The following is a 19524-nucleotide window of genomic DNA, read 5'->3' as shown; positions in this document are numbered from 1 at the left end:
TGCGAGCAAGGCCCACGGGAAAAGGAAGCCCGCGGGAATGCTCGTCAGTGTACTAGATAGCTGGCTATTCGATAGTCTCGTAAGGAAGTCCGACGTAATTTTCTGCAATGGTTTTACGCCCGGCTTCGGAGTCGACGAAGTATTCCAATTCGCTCTGGGCGATGCGCTGGCTGAAGCCGTCCGCTTCAGGGAATTGGTGCAACATCGAGGTCATCCACCAGGAAAACCGTTCGGCCTTCCAGATCCGCCGCAGGCAAATCTGTGAGTATTTCTCCAGTAATTCCACCCTGCCCTCGCGGTACACCTTGAGCAGGATATTGAACAAGGTGCTGACATCGCTGGCCGCCAGGTTCAAGCCCTTGGCGCCGGTGGGCGGCACGATGTGGGCGGCGTCCCCCAGCAGGAACAGACGACCGTATTGCATCGGTTCCACCACGAAACTGCGCAGTGGCGCGATGCTCTTTTCGATGGACGGGCCCGTCACCAGTTGCTCGATCAGCGATGTCGGCAGGCGGTTTTTCAGTTCATCCCAGAAGCGCTCGTCGGACCAGTCGTCGACCGACTCATCGGCCGGCACTTGCAGGTAATAGCGGCTGCGGGTCGGTGAACGCATGCTGCACAGGGCAAAGCCGCGCTCGTGCTTGGCGTACACCAGTTCCTCGTGGATCGGCGGCGTGTCGGCGAGAATGCCAAGCCAACCAAACGGATACACCCGTTCAAAGATTTTCAGCGCCTCCGCGGGAATCGACTGACGCGCCACACCGTGGAAACCGTCACAGCCGGCGATGTAGTCGCAGTCCAGCCGGTACTGCTCGCCTGCATGCTCGAAGCTCAGCCACGGCTCTGCGCTTTTCAAATCATGGGGCTGCACGTTGCTGGCGGCGTACAGAGTAGTGGCACCGCTGGCCTGGCGCGCGGCCATCAGGTCGCGGGTGACCTCGGTCTGACCGTAGATCATCACCGTCTTGCCGCCGGTCAGCGCCTTGAGGTCGATGTGGGTCAGTTGCCCGTTCAGTGCCAGCTCAAAGCCCTCATGCACCAGGCCTTCGACATCCATCCGCGCACTGACGCCGGCCTGGCGCAACAGGTCGACCATGCCCTGCTCCAGCACCCCGGCACGGATGCGGCCTTGCACGTAATCCGGCGTCTGGCGCTCAAGAATAAGGGTTTCAATCCCCGCTTTGTGCAACAGTTGACCGAGCAGCAGCCCCGAAGGACCGGCGCCGATGATGGCGACTTGGGTTTTCAGCGTTTTCATTATTTTTATGGCCCGCAAGCTTCACCCGAACGTATCCGGTGAAAGAGTTGTCATTGAAGGTGTTGCTGGCATTTTTCACTTGAGTGCCCGGCATAAGAAGGTGAAAACTGAGCCCAAAGCTGCGCTTTTCGCCAATCAGGGCGATTACCGCACAACTCTCCCGAAGTATCGGATGAAGCCATGACCAAAACTGCCAGTGCCGCGATTCCAGTGTTCAAGCTCTACGGTGAAAGCCAGCAATGGCCGACCCCGGATTTGTTGCACTGTGAAACCATCTCCCGGCGCAGCCGTGAGTACCAGTGGGAAATCCAGCCCCACCGGCACGCGGACCTGTGTCAGTTGTTGTACGTGCACAAGGGCCAGGCGCAGTTGGAGATCGAAGGCCAGCGCAGCACCCTGAACGAATCGACGCTGCAGGTACTGCCGCCGTTATGCGTGCATGGTTTTCGGTTTTCCGAAGACGTCGAAGGCTTTGTGGTCACCCTGGCCGCGCCGCTGATGGCGCATTTGCAAGGGCAACTGGGCGCGGCGCTGGATGGCCTGAACGCCTTGGGCAGCTATCCCGCCGGCAACGACAGTGACTACCTCAACAGCCTCTTTACGCGCTTGCAGGACGAGTACGCCAGCGATCAACCGGCGCGGGACATGATGATGCACGCGCTGGTCAGCGTGCTGCTGGTATGGATCAGCCGCCAGGCCATTCAGCGCCGGCATCCACGGGCGCCACGGGGCCGCGAATACTTCCGCCGGTTCACCCAGTTGGTGGAGCAGCATTATCGCGAACACCCGAAAATCGAAGACCTGGCCCACAAGCTCGGGATCTCGGTCTCACACCTGAACGGTACGTGTCGGGAGTTGGGCGGGCAGCCCGCGTTGCAGATCATGCACGACCGCCAGTTGCTGGAAGCCAAGCGCCTGCTGACTTACACCAGCATGACCATCAATGAGATGTCGGAGGTTTTGGGCTTCTCCGATCCGACCAACTTCTCACGGCTGTTTCGCCGACGCGTCGGGTTCTCCCCGAAGGCGTTTCGGGAGCAGTTGAAAGCCGACCAGGACGCTAGCGAAGCGAACTGAAAGCGGCCATGTGGCCAACGCATTGACCGTGATTGCAGCTGGAGGCGAAGCCCGGCTGCATGCGGGCCTGTTCGACGCGGTAGGCGGCAGTGCCATAGAGCGCTGTGGCGGCGGCGCACAGGGTGAAAATCATCAGGTACTTTCTTGTTTTGATCGACATGATGCTGACCTCTGACCGGATCAAGAAGGTGCTTTGGTAAGCATAGGTCAGCTGAGGCAAGTCGCCATTATCCGGCGACATTCAACCTGTTTATGTCGGCTCAGAGACCGACGTCCCACACCGGCTCCTCCGGAAACCTCAGTACCAGGAAGTCCAGCAGGCTGCGTAGCGCCGCCGGCATGTGCTTGCGCGAGGCGTACACCGCGTAGATGTTCATCTGCTGCGGCTCGGCCTCGGGCAACAAGCGGATCAACTCGCCACTGCGGATGTAGTCGCCCGCCTGATAACTCGGCAGCCGCGACACCCCGGCGCCCGCCAGCGTCACCCGCAGCAACGTACTGGCCTCGTTGGCGCTGATATTGCCTTGCACCGGCACCGACACCGGCTCGCCGTTTTCCATGAAGTGCCACAGGCTTTTGCCGAAGTAGGAGTGGGTCAGGCAATTGTGCCGGGCCAGGTCCTGTACCCGCCGGGGTTGCGGATGCTCCAGCAGGTAAGCGGGCGAGGCGCAGATCACCGAACGGCACAGCGTGAGGCGGCGGGCAATCAGGTTGGGGTCCAGTTCAAAGCTGGTGCGGATCGCCAGGTCGATGCGCTCATCCACCAGGTTCACGGTGCGATCGAGCATCTGCATATCAACGCTGACCTGCGGGTAGCGCTTGACGTATTCGGCCATGGCATCGGCCAACTGCGCCTGGCCGAACGAGGTGCTGACACTCAGGCGCAGCAGGCCACGGGGCGCTTCGTCCGGTTCGCTGACGGCGGCCTGCATGTCGCTGCACAATTCCAGCATCTGCCGGCAACGGGGCAAGGTTTCGCTGCCGGCGGCGGTCAGGCTGAGCTTGCGGGTGGTGCGGTGCATCAGGCGCGCGCCGACCCAGTCTTCCAGCTCCGCCAGGTAGCGCGACACCACCGGGCGAGAAAGGTCCAGGTGGTCGGCCGCTGCAGACTGGCTGCCCAAGTCCACCACGGCCACAAACACGCGCATTGCTTGAAGACGATCCATGATTTGCCCGCTTTTAGAAACAAACTATGTCCAAGCATCGCATTTTTTGTAGCGTTTGGTGCAACTAAGCTCTGTCCACACCTACCGATGACTGGAGCAGCACATGTTTGGATTCTCCCCGCTCAAGCGCGTGGCCCTGGCCGCCGCCACCCTGGCCTTCGCCGCGCACGCCACGGCTGCCGACTTGACTCTGGACGCCTACAACCCGGGCGAAACCGCGATGATGCCGGTCACCTCGGTACTGGTCAGCGGCGACAAAGACGCGATCCTGGTGGACGCCCAATTCGGCAAGACCCAAGCCGAGCAACTGGTGCAAAAAATCCGCGCCAGCGGCAAGCGCCTGACGACCATCTACATCAGCCACGGCGACCCGGACTACTATTTCGGCCTCGACACCCTGACCGCCGCCTTCCCCCAGGCCAAAGTACTGGCGCCGCAGCCGGTGGTGGACCATATCAAGGCAACCGTTGAACACAAGCTGGCGTTCTGGGGCCCGAAACTGGGGGCCGACAAGCCAGCCAAAGCCGTCATCCCCCAGGTACTTGAAGGCCACAGCCTGACCCTCGAAGGCAAGCAACTGGAAGTGATCGGTCTGGACGGGCCGCAGCCGGACCGCACCTTTGTGTGGATCCCGTCGATCAAGGCAGTGGTGGGGGGTGTGGTGGTCTCCGAGAACATTCATGTGTGGATGGCCGATACGCAGACCGCGAAGTCCCACACCGATTGGCTGGCAACCCTGCAACGTATCCAGGACTTGAAACCGCGCACCGTGATTCCGGGTCACTACCTGGGGACACCGTCGCTCAAATCCGTAGCGTTCACCGCCGACTACATCAAGGCCTTTGACGAAGAAACCGCCAAGGCCAAGGACTCCGCCGCCCTGATTGCGGCGATGCAAAAGCGTTACCCGAACCTGGGCGACGAAAGCACCCTGGAACTGGGCGCCAAAGTTGCCAAGGGCGAGATGCAGTGGTGAGTTGATTCAACCCTTAACCGTACTGGAGAACGTCATGAGCAAGATCGCAATCATTGGTGCCACCGGTCGTGCCGGTAGCCAACTGCTGGAAGAAGCGCTGCGTCGCGGGCACACCGTCACGGCCATCGCTCGCAATACCGACAAGATTGGCGTACGCCCTGGGGTCACCGTCAAGCAAGTGGATGCACTGGATGCCCAGGCGCTGGAACAGGCCCTACGCGGCAACGACGTGGTGATCAGCGCGGCGCACTTCGCCACCCTGCCTGCGGAAGCGGTGATCAACCCGGTGAAAAAAGCCGGCGTGAAGCGCCTGCTGGTGGTGGGCGGTGCCGGTTCGCTGCTGTTGCCAGGCGGCAGCCGGGTGATCGACAGCCCGGGCTTCCCCGAGGAATACAAAGCCGAAGCCAGCGCCGGCAGTGTCTTCCTCGACACCCTGCGCCAGGAAAAAGACCTGGACTGGACCTTCCTGTCGCCTTCGGCGGAGTTCGTCGAAACCCCACGCACCGGCAAATTCCGCCTGGGCCAGGATGAATTGCTGGTGAGCAGTGAAGGCCGCAGCTGGATCAGCTTTGCCGACTTTGCGATTGCGCTGATTGACGAAGTGGAAACACCGAAGCATTCACGCCAGCGGTTCACCGTCGGTTACTAAGGCTGACGCGCACTAAAAATGTGGGAGCGGGCTTGCTCGCGAATGCGGTGTGTCAGTCAACAGATGTATTGGCTGACCCGGCGCCTTCGCGAGCAAGCCCGCTCCCACATTTTGATCCTCATTGTGACGGCGACTGGGCCTGGGTTACCAGCCAATCCATAAGCTGCTCCAACCCCGCCGAGGGCTCCGTCCCCGGCGGGTACACCAGGTAATACCCCATGCCCGTCGGCACCCTCAATTCAAACGGCGTCGCCAGCCGTCCCGCCTTGAGATCCTCGCCAATCAGCGCGCTGTCGCCAATTGCCACACCAGAGCCCTGGGACGCCACCGTCATCGCCAGGTCCAGCGTTTCAAAATGATGCCCCTGGGCCAGATTGCTCAAGCGTGTATTCGCCGCTTTCAACCACAACGCCCAATCCCGTTCATCCCGCGTAGGGTGCAGCAGCACCTGTTGCTGCAAATCGGCGGGCGTGTGCAAGCCCCCGAGCAAGGCCGGCGCACACACCGGCGTCAGGCACTCATCGAACAGATGCCGGGCTTGGGCTGACTGCTCGGCAATCGGCGCGTAGATCACGGCGGCATCGAACTGTTCACGGCGAAAGTCGACGGTGTAGGCCACGGTGGTGGTCAGTTCCACCGGCACGTCCGGGCGTTCTTGCTGCCACTGCATCAGGCGCGGTAACAACCAGCGCATCACGCAGGTGGAAGCCTTGAGCTGCAAGGTCTCGCGGCGGGTGCCGATCTGTTCCACCGCCTCGCCGATCAGGCCGAACACCTGCTGCGCCCGCAGCGACCATTCGCGGCCCTCTTCGGTCAGGCTCAAGCCACGGGCCTGGCGCTGGAACAGCGCATAACCCAGATGACTTTCCAGCCCGGCAATCTGCCGGCTCACCGCCCCCTGGGTGATGTGCAATTGCTCGGCGGCTCGGGTGAAGTTGCAGCACTGGGCCGTGACCCAAAAGGTGTGCAGGGCCGGCAAGGGCGGAAGGCGTTTCATAAGGGCGCAGCCATGACGTGAGGACATGGCTAGTATGACTTTTTATCGATTGTTGCCGCTATGGGCCAGCCGTTCCAATACGGGCCTTTACCAACAATAAGAGCGATGACAATGGCGACCTGCGGCGAAGTATTGGTCAACCTGCTGGAAGGCTACGGCGTGGACCAGGTGTTCGGCATCCCCGGCGTGCACACCGTGGAACTCTACCGGGGCCTGGCACGTTCAAGCATCCGCCACGTCACCCCGCGCCACGAACAGGGCGCCGGCTTCATGGCCGACGGCTATGCGCGCACCAGCGGCAAGCCCGGCGTGTGCTTCATCATCACGGGCCCCGGCATGACCAATATCACCACCGCCATGGGCCAGGCCTACGCCGACTCGATCCCGATGCTGGTGATTTCCAGCGTGCAGTCCCGCAGCCAGCTGGGCGGCGGGCGCGGCAAGCTGCACGAGCTGCCGAACCAGAGCGCGATGATCGCGGGCGTGGCGGCGTTCTCCCATACCTTGATGTCGGCCGCCGAATTACCCGGTGTGTTGGCCCGGGCGTTTGCGCTGTTTCAGGCCGGGCGACCGCGCCCGGTGCATATCGAAATCCCGCTGGATGTGCTGGTGGAAAACGCCGACGCATTGCTCGGCAGCGAGCCCGTCAGCGTTTCTCGCGCCGGTGCCGCGCCGTCGGCGGTCAAGCAGATGAGCCAGTTGCTGGCGGCGGCAAAACGTCCGCTGATTCTCGCCGGTGGTGGTGCCATCGACGCAGCGCCCGAGTTGACGCAACTGGCTGAAGCCCTCGGCGCGCCAGTGGCGCTGACCATTAATGCCAAGGGCATGCTGGCCTCCAACCATCCATTGCTGATCGGCTCGACCCAAACCCTGGTCGCCACCCGCGCCCTGGTGGCCGAGGCGGACGTGGTACTGGCGATCGGTACTGAGCTGGCAGAGACCGACTACGACGTGACCTTCGCCGGCGGTTTCGACATTCCCGGCGCCCTGCTGCGCATCGACATCGATTCCGACCAGACCGTGCGCAATTACCCGCCGCAAGTCGCGCTGGTGGCTGACGCGCAAATCGCTGCGCAGGCATTGCTTGCCGAACTCGGCAACAAGTCCCTGGCCGCCCGGGACAGCGACTGGGGCGCCCACCGCGTCGCCCGCCTGTGGCGCGAACTGGAACCCACCTGGGACGCCGCCACCCGCGCGCAAACCCTGTTCCTCAATACGGTATTGGACGAATTGCCCGACGTCGTACTGGTGGGCGACTCCACCCAACCGGTGTACACCGGCAACCTGACCCTTAACCTCGACCACCCGCGTCGCTGGTTCAATTCCTCCACCGGCTACGGCACCCTCGGCTACGCGTTGCCGGCGGCCATCGGTGCGTGGCTGGGGCGTGGCAACGGCGCGCCGGTGGTGTGCCTGATCGGCGATGGCGGCCTGCAATTCACCCTGCCGGAATTGGCCAGCGCGGTGGAAGCGCGCACGCCGGTGATCGTGCTGCTGTGGAATAACCAGGGTTATGAGGAGATCAAGAAATACATGGTCAACCGCGCCATCGAGCCGGTGGGCGTGGACATCTATACACCGGACTTTATCGGCGTGGCCAAGGCCCTTGGCGCTGCTGCCCAGCGCATCCAGGGTGTTGAGGAACTGCGCAGCGCATTGCGCGCCGCCACGGATCGCCAGGGGCCGACTGTGATTGAAATCGACCAGGGGCTGTGGATGAAGGAGGTGGCGGTATGAGCGCGGTATTGAACGGGCTGTACATCAACGGTGTCTGGCGTGCGGGCCATGACGTGCTGGACGTGATCAACCCGGCGACCGAAGCCACGCTGGCTCAGGTGAACCTAGGTGATGCAAATGCGGTGACCGAGGCCGTCGGTGCCGCCAGCGCTGCCTTCCCGGACTGGTCGAAAAGCACCGGCCGCGACCGCGCGGCACTGCTGCGCAAGATCGCCGAGGGCGTGAGCGCCCAGCGTGACCACCTGATGCACCTGCAATCGAGCAACAACGGCAAGCCGCTGTTCGAGGCCGGGATTGATGTGGACGACGTGATCGCCACGTTTGAGTATTACGCCGGTGTGGCCGACGAAATGGATGCCAGCCAGGACCGTCCGGTGGCACTGCCCACTGAGGATTTCAGCGCCCGCGTGCGCCGTGAACCCTGCGGCGTGGTGGGCCTGATCGTGCCGTGGAATTTCCCGATGGTCACCACCGCCTGGAAACTCGCCCCGGCGCTGGCGGCCGGTTGCTGCGTGGTGCTCAAGCCTTCGGAAGTGACGCCGTTGGCGGAGCTGGAACTGGCCAGGATCATCGCTTCGGTGGGACTGCCTGCCGGTGTGTTCAACCTGGTCTGCGGCACTGGCCTGGCGGTGGGCGCGCCGATGGCGGCTGACCCACGGATCGCGAAAATCTCCTTCACCGGCAGCAATGCGGTGGGCGTACAGGTGATGCAGCGCGCCGCCGAAACGGTCAAGGGTGTGAGCCTGGAGTTGGGCGGCAAATCCTCGTTGCTGGTGTTGGCAGACGCCGACCTCGACCTGGCCGTGGAACTGGCCTGCGGCGGTGGTTTCTTCAACGCCGGGCAGATGTGTTCCGCCACCAGCCGGGTGTTGGTCGCCGACGAATTGGCGGACGAATTTCTGACCCGTTTGCAGGCCAGGGCCGAGAGTATTCGCGTGGCAGACCCGTTTGCCGAAGACGTGGAAATGGGCGCGCTGGTCAACCGTGCGCAGTACCAGCGGGTGCTGGGGCATATCGAGCGGGGGGTGCAAGCCGGCGCGAAGTTGCTGTGTGGTGGCGGGCGCCCGGCGGATTTGCCTCACGGGTATTTCATTCGCCCGACGGTGTTTACCGAAGTGCCGCTGGACAGCGCGTTATGGAACGAAGAAATCTTCGGCCCGGTGCTGTGCGTGCGCAACTTTGCCAGTGAAGCCGAGGCGGTGGCGCTGGCCAATGACAGCGAGTTTGGTTTGGTGGCCAGCGTGCTGAGCGGCAACCCGGAAGCGGCTGAGCGGGTGGCCAATGCGTTGCAGGTAGGCCTGGTGTGGATCAACGCGCCGCAGGTGATCTTCCCGCAAACGGCGTGGGGTGGTTACAAGCAGAGCAGCATCGGCCGGGAACTGGGGCCGTGGGGGTTGCAGGCGTTTCAGGAGATCAAGCATGTGATTCGGGCGGTCTGAAAACCACCACACAACACTGTGGCGAGGGAGCTTGCTCCCGCTAGACCGGGCTGGCGATCCAGTGCGAAGCGCTCTCAAAAATCTTGGGGCCGCTGCGCAGCCCAGCGGGAGCAAGCTCCCTCGCCACAAAAGCTTTCCTCACCACAAGGGTCCTTGGCAGAAAAGCCCACCCGCATTTTTTCAATAGCCCCAACGACTTTCTCATTTGCCCCCCTCCCCCACGCCCGGCCTAATACTGCCCTTGTCAGTTCAAGGCTCGCCCATGGAAAACGTCCGCGCAAAACCCGCTACCGCCCTTTGGCTGATGATCAGCGTCGTGCTGGTGGCTCTCAACCTGCGCCCGTCGATGGCCGCCGTCGGCCCGTTGTTGTCGTCGATTCGCGCCGACGTGGCCCTGAGTTTCAGCACCGCCTCCCTGTTGACCATGCTGCCGGTCATGGCCATGGGCCTGGCGATGTTTTTTGGCATGGGTGTGGCCAAGCGGTTCGGCGAACATCGCAGCATTATGCTGTCGCTGGTGGTGATCGGCCTGGCCACGGTGTCGCGGTTGTTCCTGGACTCGGCGGTTGAGCTGATCCTCAGCGCCATCGCCGCCGGCGTAGGCATCGCGATGATCCAGGCGCTGATGCCCGCGTTGATCAAGTCTCGCTTCAGCGACAACGTTTCCCTGTTCATGGGCCTGTACGTCACCGCGATCATGGGCGGCGCTGCCCTCGCCGCTTCGTTCTCACCGTTTATCCAGGTGCAAACCGACAGTTGGCGCATCGGCCTGGCGATCTGGGCGGTTCTCGCCGTATTGGCGCTGGTGTTCTGGTACGCCCAACGCTCGGCGTTGCTGCCACTGCCCCAAGCCGGCTCAGGCCCACAGGAATCATTCTTCGGCAATCGCCGGGCCTGGTTGCTGGCGATCTTTTTCGGGCTCGGCACCGCGTCCTACACCTGCGTGCTGGCCTGGCTCGCGCCGTACTACGTGGAACAAGGCTGGAGCGAGCAGAACGCCGGCCTGTTGCTGGGCTTTTTGACGGCCATGGAAGTGGTCTCTGGCTTGATCACCCCGGCCATCGCCAACCGGCGCCGGGACAAGCGCGGTGTGGTCGCGGTGCTGCTGGTGCTGATCATCGCCGGCTTCTGCGGCCTGATCCTTAGTCCGCAGCACCTGAGCCTGCTGTGGCCGTGCCTGCTGGGCCTGGGGATTGGCGGGCTGTTTCCGATGAGCCTGATCCTGTCCCTCGACCACCTCGACAACCCGCGGCGCGCCGGTGGCCTGACGGCCTTTGTGCAGGGCATCGGCTACCTGATCGCCGGTGTTTCGCCGCTGATTGCCGGGATGATCCGCGACCAACTGGGCAGCTTCGAGTGGGCCTGGTGGTCACTGACGGCCGTGGTGGTGGTGATGCTGCTGATCATGCTGCGTTTCGACCCCCGGCATTACGCTCGGCATATTCGCTGAGGTCGTGTTGTAAACATTATTTGTCTCACCTCAAACAGAGAAAGGTCCGACAGAGCTTTCTATTGGTACGAGCGTTCCGTTAACATTTTGTATTGTCTTGTACCAAGTTCGGTACAAAGCGCTTGCGGACGGAACGGATGCTAAACAGCAACTTGCTTAGAAAGCTCGATATGCAGGACCTGATGGTGTTTGTCGCTGTTTACGACCAAAGCAGCGTCACCGAGGTCTCCGAAACCCTGTTCGTCAGCCAGTCCACCGTGAGCTACAGCCTGAAGAAGCTGCGCACCAGCTTCGAAGACGAGTTGTTTATCAACACCCGGGCGGGCATGCGTCCTACGTACAAAGCCGCCACCATGTACGGGCATGTGCAGAAAATCCTCGAAAGCATCAACCTCTGCCATGCCGGCAGCCAGGCCTTCGACCCTACCCAGAAGGCCGTGACCTTCAACGTCTGCGCCCCCGAATACTTCGAACAGTTGATCCTGCCGCGCCTGCTGAAAAACTTCGACCACGCCGACCTGCCGGTGATCGTCAATGTGCAGAAGCTCGAAACCGAGATCCCGGCCGACGCCTTGCGCGATGGGCGCCTGGACCTGGTGATCTGCTTCGGGCCGCACTTTCATCGCGAGCACAAGGACATCAAGACTCAGATGCTGCTGGAAGACGACCTGGTGTGCGTGTTCGACAAACAGTCGGCGCCCCGGGAGCCCGCGTTCAGCCTGCAATCCTTCGTCGCCCGGCGCCATGTGTTCCCCACGCCCTGGAGTTCCGACACCAACATGATCGACGGCTGGCTGGCGCGCCAGGCTCACAAACGCCAGGTGATCGCCCGAGCCAACAGCTACAGCGCGGCGCTGAAGATGATCACCGGCACCGACTTTATCGTCACCCTGCCCCGTCGGGTGCAGAAGCTGCTGGCGGACAAAACCCTGTTCGGCCATTGCGAAGCGCCGAACGGTTTGCCGGGATTTACCCTGGAGATGCAGTGGAATGAACACAGCGAGCAGGACAGCGCCAACACGTGGTTCAGGGAGCAAGTGGTGAAGGTGTGCGCGGATCAGGGGTTGCTATAACCCCCTGTGGCGAGGGAGCTTGCTCCCGCTGGGCTGCGTAGCGGCCCCAAGAATTTTGGGAGCGCTTCGCACTGGAGCGCCAGCCCGGTCCAGCGGGAGCAAGCTCCCTCGCCACAGCGTATTGCCCGTCAGCCAATGGTGATTTTGCTGTAGGAATCGCGATCCATGTCTACCAGCAGGACGCTGAGCTGAACCTGCAAATCCGTAGGCCATTCGCCCAGGTCCTGCAGCGCTGCCAGCAGGCTTTCCGACAACTGTTTCTTGACCTGGGGTGAACGCCCGCTGAGCAGCGACAGTTTTACCGCAATAAACGCGCGCGGGCTCAAGGACGTACCGACCTGAAAGGTCTCCACCTTGACCGCCCGGCTTTTGATATCAAACTCGGAACCGAACTGCCCGGACGCCATCAGCACGTTGTTGAGCCGCAACAGGGTTTTCTCAACGGCCAGCGCTGTGAGGTTGGCGGTGTATTCCAGATGCAGATGCGGCATGAAAAGCTCCGAGTTGTTGTAGGAAAAGAGTCATACATATAGCACGAGGCCGGGTCGAATCAGACCGCTTTCAATGTGAAACTTCGGTCAAGCTGCGCAGCGAGCGGTTTTCCCAGATTGCCACCATCACCAATACCGCCGAAGTCAGCGCCCCCAGTACCAAGGCCGAAAACACCTGCTGCAATCCCAGCGGCAACAACACCAGCAACATCAGCAATCCGCCCAGGTGCGAAAGCGGTGGCAATGCCCGGTCGCTCATCACCCACTTGAACAACGCACTGCCCAGCAGGAACAACCACGGGCCGGCGATGATCGCCACCACGCCCGCCTGGCTGGCATGCCCCGGATGCACCAGCACCAGTTCGTCGGCCACGGCGCTGACGATAATCCCGGCGACGATCAATACATGCAGGTAGGTGTAGGCAATCCGCGCCTGGCGGCCGGGGTCGGCGGAGCTGGCGATGCGATGGTGGGCACGCTCGGCGCCGCTGTCGAAATAGATCCACCACAGGGCGATGCTGCCCACTACCGCCACCAGGAAGGCCGCCAGCCCGTCCACGCTCCAGGGCAACTCAGCGAAGGTCGCGCCAGTCACCAGCAACGACTCACCCAAGGCGATGATCACAAACAGGCCGCAGCGTTCGGCCATGTGGTTGCCTTCCACATTCCAGTCCGCAAGCGTCGAGGGCCCAAGCCCCGGCACCCAGAAATACACCGACGGGGAAATCAATTCGATCAACAGCGCCAGGCCCCAGAAGGCCAAACGCTGTTCACCTTCGAGCAGCGCGCCGGTGATCCAGAACACCCCGGAAAACAGCATCCACGCCAGGATCCGCTGGAAATTGCGGGTCATGTTCAGGGGCTCGCCGCGCACCGCCCACAGGGCAAACAGCGTGCGTCCTACCTGCATGAACACATAGGCACCGGCGAACAACAGGCCGCGGTCGGTAAACGCCTTGGGGATCGACGAGGACAGCAGCAGGCCCGCCACCATCAAGCCGAACAAGCCGATGCGGATCGGGATTTTTTCCGGGTCCAGCCAGTTGGTGACCCAGGAGGTGAAGATCCACACCCACCACACCGCGATCATCATCAGCGCCACCTGCACCGCGCCGCCGATGGACAAGTGGGCGAGCAGCGAATGGGACAACTGGGTCACGGCAAACACGAACACCAGGTCGAAAAACAGCTCGACCATGCCAACCTTGCCGCTGTCATGACTGCCGCGCCCACGCAGCAAGGACCGGGATGGGGTCATGGGTGGATCTCCCTGAAAGGCCTATCTCAAGAGTTGGGGGCGACTACCGGCAGCATGTCCCGCTCGCTCATGAACGCCTCGAGTCGCGAACGCATCCAGCGTTCCGCCGGGTCGGTATCCACATGGCTGAGCCAGACCATGGACAAATCCAGGGTCGGGGTTTCGAACGGGAACGGCTCGCAGAACAGATGCCCCCCGGCGGCCATGGCCTGGGCGGTGTAGTCCGGCAGGCTGGCGATCATGTCGGTGCCGGCAAGCAGCGCCGGCAGCGCGCTGTATTGCGGCACCGAGAGCACCACGTGGCGTTTGCGACCGATTTCCGCCAGCCACTCATCGGCAAACCCGGACACGTTGGCGGTGTGGGACACCAGCACATGGGGCCGTGCGCAATATTCATCGAGGGTCAGGGGTTTGTCCGACGCGTCCGCCCGCAGCAAACAGGGGCGGATATGCCGCAACAGCTTGCGCTTGGCATTCGCCGGCAGGCCACGGGTCTGGGTGATGCCGACGGTAATATCGCCGGAGGCCAGCAGGTCCGGAATGCGCCAGTAATCCACATGCTGCACCACGAACACCACCAGCGGCGCTTCCTGGCGCAAGGCCCGCAGCAGCGGCGGCAGCAGGCCGAACTCGACGTCGTCGGACAGGCCGATGCGAAAGGTCATGGTGCTGATGGACGGGTCGAAATCGTGGGTCAGGCTCAGGGCCGACGACAAGGAATCGAGGGCCGGCGACAGGTGCTTGATGATTTCCTCGGCCCGCGCGGTGGGTTCCATGCGGTGGCCGACGCGAATGAACAACGGGTCATTGAACAAGGTGCGCAGGCGGTTGAGGGCCGAACTGATGGTGGGTTGGCCAAGAAACAGCTTCTCCGCCACCCGGGTCACATTGCGCTCGAGCATCAAGGTTTCAAAGACCACCATCAAGTTGATGTCGGCCTTGCGTAATTCATTGCGATTCATCGGCGCTCGCCCCACTGCCCTGGATAAGCCGCAGTTTAGAAACACCCGGGGCCCTGCGTCTATGCGCACACTGTTCAACACGGGGCTTTGGGACTATAAAGCAGCTTCCAAGGCTTGCGAGAACACCATCGTGCTGGTCATTTCCGCCTTGAGCGTCCTGGTTGCCGGGATTTTGCTCTGGGCCATCAAATTCATCGCTCATCCCACCGCCAGGACACTGTTACGGGCATTTGTCGGTTTATGCCTGGCCGCCGTCGTGGCTTACCTGGTGCTGGCTTCCGGGTTTCCGACCTCATTGCTGGTGTGATCGGGCTCCTGTCCCTGGCGCAAACGCAAAGCGGCCAACGCGGCCACCACCAGCACCACGGCGATCACTTTCAAACCGTTCATGGCGTTGCCAGTGCTCATCTCGATCGCGCCCATCACCGACGGCCCGACAAACCCGCCGAGCAACCCGCAGGCATTGACGAAGCCCAGCCCGCCCGCCAGTGCCACGCCCTTGAGGCGCGAAGCCGGGTAGAGAAAGATGATCGACTGCACCACAAAGAACATCACCGCCGACACACAGAAACCCAGCAGGCTGAACACCGGCCCCGACACCGAGGCAATCCCCAACCCCAATGCCATGGTCAGCAAGCCGGTAATCAACAGCCGCCGGGCACGGGTGGGCGTGGTGGCAAAACGCGGCAGCAATACGGCGCCGGCCGCTGCGGCAATCCACGGCAATGAGGTCAGCAAGCCGACACTCATGGTGCTCAACTCACCGTACTTGCTGATGATGCTCGGCAGGAAAAAGATCACGGTGTAGATCGTGATCTGATGGCAAAAATACACAAAGATCGCCAGCAGGATCTGCGGGGTCAGCCAGTTCTTCAGGGAATGCCCGCCCTCGCCTGCCCCCTCTTCGGTCTCCATCGCGATGCGCTGTTCAATCCCGCGCGCCTCTTCGGCCGAGAGCCAGGATGCCTTGCTCGGGCGGTCCGGCAACTTGCACCACACCACCCAGGCAAACGCCACTGCTGGCAAGCCTTCGAGCAGGAACATCCACTGCCAGCCATGCCAGCCGAGGATCCCGTCCATGCGCATCAACGCCGCGCCCACCGGGCCGCCGATGATGTTGGCAAAACACACGCCGAGCAGGAAATACCCGGTGGCCCGCGCCCGTTGCTCGCGGTTGAACCAGTAGGTGAGGTACAACATCACCCCGGGAAACAGGCCGGCTTCGGCAATGCCCAGCAGCAGGCGCAGGATATAGAACGAAGTCTCACCCTGGACGAACGCCATGGCCGCCGAAATCAGGCCCCAGGTCACCATGATCCGGGCAATCCAGAACCGCGCGCCGACCTTGTGCATGATCAGGTTGCTGGGGATTTCCGACAGCGCATAGGTCAGGAAGAACAGCCCCGCCCCCAGGCCGTAAGCCGCCGCTGAAATCCCCAGGTCAACGTCCAGGTGGTGCTTGGCCAAGGCGATGTTGGTGCGGTCCAGAAAGCTCAGCACGTAGGCGATGATCAGCAACGGCATCAGCTTGACGAACATCAGTTTGTTCAACTCCCGTGGTTCACGGGCAGTGTTGGCAGTCTTCATCGGGCATTCCTCTTGGCGCCCCGCCAGCGCAACAGTTGGGGGGCGCATCGGTGTTGTTCTAGGGTTCGAGTTGCGCAACCAGCGCCGGCGGGCGATGGGAAAACAGTTGCAGCAGCGCCCCGCCCAGGGCACAGCCGGCCATCACGAAGAAGCACACCGTGTAGCCGTGCAAGGTGGTCCAGCCGCCGCCCATGGCAATCAGGCTGCCCATCAGCACCGGCGCCAGGCCGCCGCCGATAAACATCGCGGTGGTAATGATGCCGTTGGCGGTGGAAGTCGCCGACGGCTCGGCCGAGTCACAGGCCACCGCGTAGTAGATCGGCCACACCGCATTGGCCACCAGGCCGAACAGCAGTTGCACGACGATGATCAGTGTCAGGGTGTTGGCGAAGTAGAACGCACCGACACTGGCGGCCATCCACACGCCGCAGATGATCAGGGTGACGCGTCGGCCAATGATGTCCGACAGCGACGGCCACACCAGTTGCCCGAGAATCCCGGTGAGGGTGAACACCACGCTCATCCCCGCCGATTCGGCCAGGGACAACCCGGCGATGTTGTACAGGTACGCCGGCAGCACGATGTTGACGCCCATGTACACCACTTGGGTCAGCATCGTATTACCCGCCGTCAGGGCGATATTGCGATTGCGCAACGTGGCAATAAACGTGCGCCAGGCGTGGCCTTTCACTTGGCTGGCGGGTGCGTTGTCCGGCGGGGTCATGCCCTTGGCGGCGATGTCGACGTACAACGCGGTGATGCGTTCGGCAGTGGAATACCGCGCCCAGAAAATCATCAGCGGCAACGCCACCACAAACGCGAAGAAGAACACGTAGCGCCAGTTGTCTTCGCCAAAGGTGCTGATGACAAAGCTGGCGACGATGCCACTGAGCATGGCGCCAATCGGGTAACCGGTGTGGTGCGCACCCAGGGCAAAACCACGACGCTCCACCGGCCACCATTCGGCGGTGTTGCTCACGCCCACCGGCTCGCCCCAGCCTGCGCCGAGGTTGACGCCGACCCGCAGCGCGATAAAGGTCGCGAGGTTGCCGCTCAGGGCCTTGAACCCGGAGAGAAACGAGATCGCCGTGTAGCCCAGCACCAGCGGCACCTGGAACCGCGCGCGCTTCCAGCCACCGCCGTAGCGGTCGCTCCACATCGAGCCGGGAATATCCAGCAGGGCCAGGGCGAGCATGATCACTGTGGCCATGGTGCCCCACTGATCGGCGGATAAATCGAAATGCTTGGAGATGGTCGGCCCCAGCCGCAACACGATCTCACGGTCGTAGGCGTTGAGGATCCAGATCATCCAGCACACCAGCAGCGACACCCAGGAGTGCCGGTGAATACTGCGCAGCGAGGCTTTTTTCAAGGTTGCCATGGGTTTCTCCAGGCGCGCGAGGGCGCGCACTGACACAAGGTTGCGGAAGGAATGTGCCTTGTTGAAAAAAACGCGCTAGCTGGCGAACCGTCGCTCGGCTATTCCTTGCACGCCCAGCCCGGAGATCGCAAAAAGCGCCCCGCGCTGCTGACCGTCGGCCGGGAAACGCGGCAACGGCGGCTTGGCCATGGAGGTGACGAACAGGGTGTCCAGGTTCGGCCCGCCGAAGGTCAGGCTGGTGACCTTTTTCACTGGCATCTGGATGATCCGGTCGACCTGGCCATCAGGTGTGTAGCGCACCAGTTTCCCGGCGTAGACCAGCGCCTGCCACAGACAGCCTTCGGCATCCACGGTGCAGCCGTCGGCGGCGCCACCACTGCGGGTGTCGACCTTTGCGAAGGTGCGTCGATTGCTCACCGCTCCCGTGGCGAGGTCGTAGTCGTACGCCCAGATCTCGCCGGACCAGGTGTCGCAAAAGTAGAACGTGTCACCCGACGGGCTCCAGCACGGGCCGTTGGACACGATGATGCCTTCGTCCAGGGTGTGCAGGCTCAGGTCCGCATCCAGGCGGTAGAGTTTGGCGCTGGCGCTGTCTTCCAGAGTGTCCATGGAGCCGAAGACAAAGCGGCCCTGGCGGTCGACCTTGCCGTCGTTGAGGCGGTTATTGGGCAGTGCGGGTTCCGGGTCGATGACCAGCGTCAGTTCGCCGCTGTTCAGGTCAAGGAGATGCACGCCGTTTTGCAGGGCGACGATGGCTTGCTCGCCACTATGGCGCAGGGCCATGGAGCCGATTTTCTGGCCCACGTCCCAGGCGCGCAGTTCGCGGCCATCCTCGGTGCAGCGCAGGATCCGGCCGTCGGCGCTGTCGATCCAGTACAACCGTTGTTGTTCGACGTCCCACACCGGGCCTTCGCCCAGGGTGGTCTTCACGTCCACAAGCACTTCGATACGCATGGTGTTATCCCCTTTTTTGTTGTTGTGCGGGATGGACATGGCCGCGCCGTGACGCGACCGGTTTATCGCTTAGAAGTTGACCTGGTCGCGCCCTTTCAGCCCGAGGATTTCCCGCGCTTCATCCGGCGTGGCGACCCGGTGGCCGAGGGCTTCGATCACTGTGCGAATGCGCCGTACCTGGTCGGCGTTGGACGCGGCGAGCTTGCCCGGGCCATCCCACAGCGAATCTTCCAGGCCGACCCGGGCGTTGCTGCCCATGGACAGGCCCATGGTGGCCAACGGGATCTGCCCACGGCCGGCGCCGAGGATCGACCACACGTAGTCGTCGCCAAACAGCCGGTCGGCGGTGCGACGCATGTGAGCGAGGTCTTCTGGATGGCCGCCGATACCGCCGCGCAAACCGAATACCGACTGGATAAACAGCGGTGGCTTGAGCAGGCCGCGCTCCAGGAAGTGGGCGGCGGTGTACAGGTGGCCAATGTCGTAGCACTCGATTTCAAAACGTGTGCGGTTCTCGGCGCAGGAATTGAGGATGTGGGTAATGTCGCGGAAGGTATTGCGAAAAATCCGGTCGTCGCTTTCTTCCAGGTACGGACGCTCCCAGTCGTGCTTGAACTCGGTAAAGCGGTTGAGCATTTCATACAGGCCGAAATTCATCGAGCCCATGTTCAGCGAGGCCAGTTCCGGCTTGAACTGCATCACCGGTTGCAGGCGCTCTTCGACGCCCATGGTCGGTGCGCCGCCAGTGGTGATGTTGATCACCACGTCGCTGGCGGCTTTGATCTGCGGCAAAAATTCGGCGAACAGCGCGGGGTCCTGGCTGGGACGGCCATCGATGGGATCACGGGCATGCAGGTGGACAATGGCGGCGCCGGCTTCGGCGGCACCGATGGCGGCGTCGGCAATTTCCTGCGCGGTGATCGGCAAATGCGGCGACATCGACGGCGTATGGATGGCACCTGTGACGGCGCAGGTGATGATGACAGGACGATTTTTGGACATGACGATTCTCCGACTTTTATTCTTATGAAAAAAATCCCGGGTGTGGCTTGTGTGTTCTTCCTTGGCT

The 19524-nt window shown here is 62.3% G+C and carries 19 protein-coding genes; 8 read left to right on the top strand and 11 right to left on the bottom strand.

Features of this window, described 5'->3' with window-relative positions; all coding sequences use genetic code 11:
- Nucleotides 1-64: 64 nt before the first annotated feature.
- The gene (gene pobA / locus LIY45_RS00795; RefSeq protein ID WP_226475257.1) at nucleotides 65-1249 is read right to left on the bottom strand and encodes a 4-hydroxybenzoate 3-monooxygenase; all 1185 of its coding nucleotides are present in this window, start codon (nucleotides 1247-1249) and stop codon (nucleotides 65-67) included.
- Nucleotides 1250-1438: 189 nt separating this feature from the next.
- Here pobA and LIY45_RS00790 point away from each other — a divergent pair, with 189 nt between their 5' ends.
- Nucleotides 1439-2335 (top strand): helix-turn-helix domain-containing protein, encoded by an 897-nt coding sequence (locus LIY45_RS00790; protein WP_226475005.1) that lies wholly within the window; start codon nucleotides 1439-1441, stop codon nucleotides 2333-2335.
- On the opposite strand, the gene LIY45_RS00785 is transcribed toward LIY45_RS00790, so the two are convergent.
- Nucleotides 2319-2495, bottom strand: coding sequence for a hypothetical protein (locus LIY45_RS00785; RefSeq protein ID WP_226475004.1), 177 nt, complete (start codon nucleotides 2493-2495; stop codon nucleotides 2319-2321). The two genes, LIY45_RS00790 and LIY45_RS00785, sit on opposite strands and share 17 nt — an antisense overlap.
- A gap of 100 nt (nucleotides 2496-2595) precedes the next feature.
- Entirely contained in the window at nucleotides 2596-3501 is a 906-nt protein-coding gene (locus LIY45_RS00780; RefSeq protein ID WP_226475003.1) for a LysR family transcriptional regulator, read from the bottom strand.
- Nucleotides 3502-3604: 103 nt separating this feature from the next.
- Between LIY45_RS00780 and LIY45_RS00775 the strand changes: the two genes are divergently transcribed.
- Nucleotides 3605-4477, top strand: a complete 873-nt coding sequence (locus LIY45_RS00775; RefSeq protein ID WP_226475002.1) for an MBL fold metallo-hydrolase — start codon at nucleotides 3605-3607, stop codon at nucleotides 4475-4477.
- A gap of 34 nt (nucleotides 4478-4511) precedes the next feature.
- Nucleotides 4512-5126 carry an NAD(P)-dependent oxidoreductase gene (locus LIY45_RS00770; RefSeq protein WP_226475001.1) on the top strand — a complete coding sequence of 205 codons (615 nt, stop codon included), beginning with the start codon at nucleotides 4512-4514 and terminating at the stop codon, nucleotides 5124-5126.
- Between the two features lie 118 nt (nucleotides 5127-5244).
- On the opposite strand, the gene LIY45_RS00765 is transcribed toward LIY45_RS00770, so the two are convergent.
- Nucleotides 5245-6123 (bottom strand): LysR substrate-binding domain-containing protein, encoded by an 879-nt coding sequence (locus LIY45_RS00765; RefSeq protein WP_226475000.1) that lies wholly within the window; start codon nucleotides 6121-6123, stop codon nucleotides 5245-5247.
- 111 nt (nucleotides 6124-6234) lie between these two features.
- Between LIY45_RS00765 and LIY45_RS00760 the strand changes: the two genes are divergently transcribed.
- The 4 genes from LIY45_RS00760 to LIY45_RS00745 all read left to right on the top strand — a co-directional run bounded on the left by LIY45_RS00760 (nucleotide 6235) and on the right by LIY45_RS00745 (nucleotide 11822).
- Nucleotides 6235-7860: a 5-guanidino-2-oxopentanoate decarboxylase gene (locus tag LIY45_RS00760; protein WP_226474999.1), complete on the top strand. Its 1626-nt coding sequence runs from the start codon at nucleotides 6235-6237 to the stop codon at nucleotides 7858-7860.
- Nucleotides 7857-9299 (top strand): aldehyde dehydrogenase family protein, encoded by a 1443-nt coding sequence (locus LIY45_RS00755; protein WP_226474998.1) that lies wholly within the window; start codon nucleotides 7857-7859, stop codon nucleotides 9297-9299. Before LIY45_RS00760 ends, LIY45_RS00755 begins: the two co-directional genes overlap by 4 nt.
- 262 nt (nucleotides 9300-9561) lie before the next feature.
- Nucleotides 9562-10749: a CynX/NimT family MFS transporter gene (locus LIY45_RS00750; RefSeq protein WP_226474997.1), complete on the top strand. Its 1188-nt coding sequence runs from the start codon at nucleotides 9562-9564 to the stop codon at nucleotides 10747-10749.
- A 137-nt stretch (nucleotides 10750-10886) separates the two neighbouring features.
- Complete coding sequence (locus tag LIY45_RS00745) at nucleotides 10887-11822, top strand: LysR family transcriptional regulator (RefSeq protein ID WP_226474996.1); 936 nt, start codon at nucleotides 10887-10889, stop codon at nucleotides 11820-11822.
- Nucleotides 11823-11950: 128 nt separating this feature from the next.
- Here the strand turns inward: LIY45_RS00745 and LIY45_RS00740 are convergent, their stop codons facing one another.
- The 3 genes from LIY45_RS00740 to LIY45_RS00730 form a co-directional block, all read right to left on the bottom strand.
- Entirely contained in the window at nucleotides 11951-12313 is a 363-nt protein-coding gene (locus LIY45_RS00740; protein ID WP_226474995.1) for a 5-carboxymethyl-2-hydroxymuconate Delta-isomerase, read from the bottom strand.
- Between the two features lie 70 nt (nucleotides 12314-12383).
- Entirely contained in the window at nucleotides 12384-13571 is a 1188-nt protein-coding gene (locus tag LIY45_RS00735; protein WP_226474994.1) for a low temperature requirement protein A, read from the bottom strand.
- Between the two features lie 26 nt (nucleotides 13572-13597).
- Nucleotides 13598-14533: a LysR substrate-binding domain-containing protein gene (locus tag LIY45_RS00730; RefSeq protein WP_017479216.1), complete on the bottom strand. Its 936-nt coding sequence runs from the start codon at nucleotides 14531-14533 to the stop codon at nucleotides 13598-13600.
- 61 nt (nucleotides 14534-14594) lie between these two features.
- Here LIY45_RS00730 and LIY45_RS00725 point away from each other — a divergent pair, with 61 nt between their 5' ends.
- Entirely contained in the window at nucleotides 14595-14840 is a 246-nt protein-coding gene (locus LIY45_RS00725) for a hypothetical protein (RefSeq protein WP_152416404.1), read from the top strand.
- Here the strand turns inward: LIY45_RS00725 and LIY45_RS00720 are convergent.
- The 4 genes from LIY45_RS00720 to LIY45_RS00705 all read right to left on the bottom strand — a co-directional run bounded on the left by LIY45_RS00720 (nucleotide 14795) and on the right by LIY45_RS00705 (nucleotide 19457).
- Nucleotides 14795-16120 carry an MFS transporter gene (locus LIY45_RS00720; RefSeq protein WP_226474993.1) on the bottom strand — a complete coding sequence of 442 codons (1326 nt, stop codon included), beginning with the start codon at nucleotides 16118-16120 and terminating at the stop codon, nucleotides 14795-14797. The two genes, LIY45_RS00725 and LIY45_RS00720, sit on opposite strands and share 46 nt — an antisense overlap.
- A 58-nt stretch (nucleotides 16121-16178) precedes the next feature.
- Complete coding sequence (locus tag LIY45_RS00715; protein WP_003211904.1) at nucleotides 16179-17501, bottom strand: MFS transporter; 1323 nt, start codon at nucleotides 17499-17501, stop codon at nucleotides 16179-16181.
- Nucleotides 17502-17576: 75 nt separating this feature from the next.
- The gene (locus LIY45_RS00710) at nucleotides 17577-18455 is read right to left on the bottom strand and encodes an SMP-30/gluconolactonase/LRE family protein (RefSeq protein ID WP_226474992.1); all 879 of its coding nucleotides are present in this window, start codon (nucleotides 18453-18455) and stop codon (nucleotides 17577-17579) included.
- 69 nt (nucleotides 18456-18524) lie between these two features.
- Nucleotides 18525-19457 (bottom strand): 3-keto-5-aminohexanoate cleavage protein, encoded by a 933-nt coding sequence (locus LIY45_RS00705; RefSeq protein WP_010176558.1) that lies wholly within the window; start codon nucleotides 19455-19457, stop codon nucleotides 18525-18527.
- Nucleotides 19458-19524: the final 67 nt, after the last annotated feature.

The organism is Pseudomonas sp. MWU16-30323, assembly GCF_020515595.1.
Classification (GTDB): domain Bacteria; phylum Pseudomonadota; class Gammaproteobacteria; order Pseudomonadales; family Pseudomonadaceae; genus Aquipseudomonas; species Aquipseudomonas yamanorum.
This window is presented reverse-complemented; position numbering and strand designations above follow the sequence as displayed.

Excerpts from the sequence above, each read along its gene's own strand:
- LIY45_RS00745 (WP_226474996.1), top strand. The coding sequence starts at position 10,887 with ATGCTAAACAGCAACTTGCTTAGAAAGCTCGATATGCAGGACCTGATG.
- LIY45_RS00770 (WP_226475001.1), top strand. The coding sequence starts at position 4,512 with ATGAGCAAGATCGCAATCATTGGTGCCACCGGTCGTGCCGGTAGCCAA.
- LIY45_RS00755 (WP_226474998.1), top strand. The coding sequence starts at position 7,857 with ATGAGCGCGGTATTGAACGGGCTGTACATCAACGGTGTCTGGCGTGCG.
- LIY45_RS00735 (WP_226474994.1), bottom strand. The coding sequence starts at position 13,571 with ATGACCCCATCCCGGTCCTTGCTGCGTGGGCGCGGCAGTCATGACAGC.
- LIY45_RS00760 (WP_226474999.1), top strand. The coding sequence starts at position 6,235 with ATGGCGACCTGCGGCGAAGTATTGGTCAACCTGCTGGAAGGCTACGGC.
- LIY45_RS00730 (WP_017479216.1), bottom strand. The coding sequence starts at position 14,533 with ATGAATCGCAATGAATTACGCAAGGCCGACATCAACTTGATGGTGGTC.
- LIY45_RS00710 (WP_226474992.1), bottom strand. The coding sequence starts at position 18,455 with ATGCGTATCGAAGTGCTTGTGGACGTGAAGACCACCCTGGGCGAAGGC.
- LIY45_RS00720 (WP_226474993.1), bottom strand. The coding sequence starts at position 16,120 with ATGAAGACTGCCAACACTGCCCGTGAACCACGGGAGTTGAACAAACTG.
- LIY45_RS00785 (WP_226475004.1), bottom strand. The coding sequence starts at position 2,495 with ATGTCGATCAAAACAAGAAAGTACCTGATGATTTTCACCCTGTGCGCC.
- LIY45_RS00790 (WP_226475005.1), top strand. The coding sequence starts at position 1,439 with ATGACCAAAACTGCCAGTGCCGCGATTCCAGTGTTCAAGCTCTACGGT.
- LIY45_RS00705 (WP_010176558.1), bottom strand. The coding sequence starts at position 19,457 with ATGTCCAAAAATCGTCCTGTCATCATCACCTGCGCCGTCACAGGTGCC.
- LIY45_RS00780 (WP_226475003.1), bottom strand. The coding sequence starts at position 3,501 with ATGGATCGTCTTCAAGCAATGCGCGTGTTTGTGGCCGTGGTGGACTTG.
- LIY45_RS00725 (WP_152416404.1), top strand. The coding sequence starts at position 14,595 with ATGCGCACACTGTTCAACACGGGGCTTTGGGACTATAAAGCAGCTTCC.
- LIY45_RS00740 (WP_226474995.1), bottom strand. The coding sequence starts at position 12,313 with ATGCCGCATCTGCATCTGGAATACACCGCCAACCTCACAGCGCTGGCC.
- LIY45_RS00765 (WP_226475000.1), bottom strand. The coding sequence starts at position 6,123 with ATGAAACGCCTTCCGCCCTTGCCGGCCCTGCACACCTTTTGGGTCACG.
- LIY45_RS00750 (WP_226474997.1), top strand. The coding sequence starts at position 9,562 with ATGGAAAACGTCCGCGCAAAACCCGCTACCGCCCTTTGGCTGATGATC.
- LIY45_RS00715 (WP_003211904.1), bottom strand. The coding sequence starts at position 17,501 with ATGGCAACCTTGAAAAAAGCCTCGCTGCGCAGTATTCACCGGCACTCC.
- LIY45_RS00775 (WP_226475002.1), top strand. The coding sequence starts at position 3,605 with ATGTTTGGATTCTCCCCGCTCAAGCGCGTGGCCCTGGCCGCCGCCACC.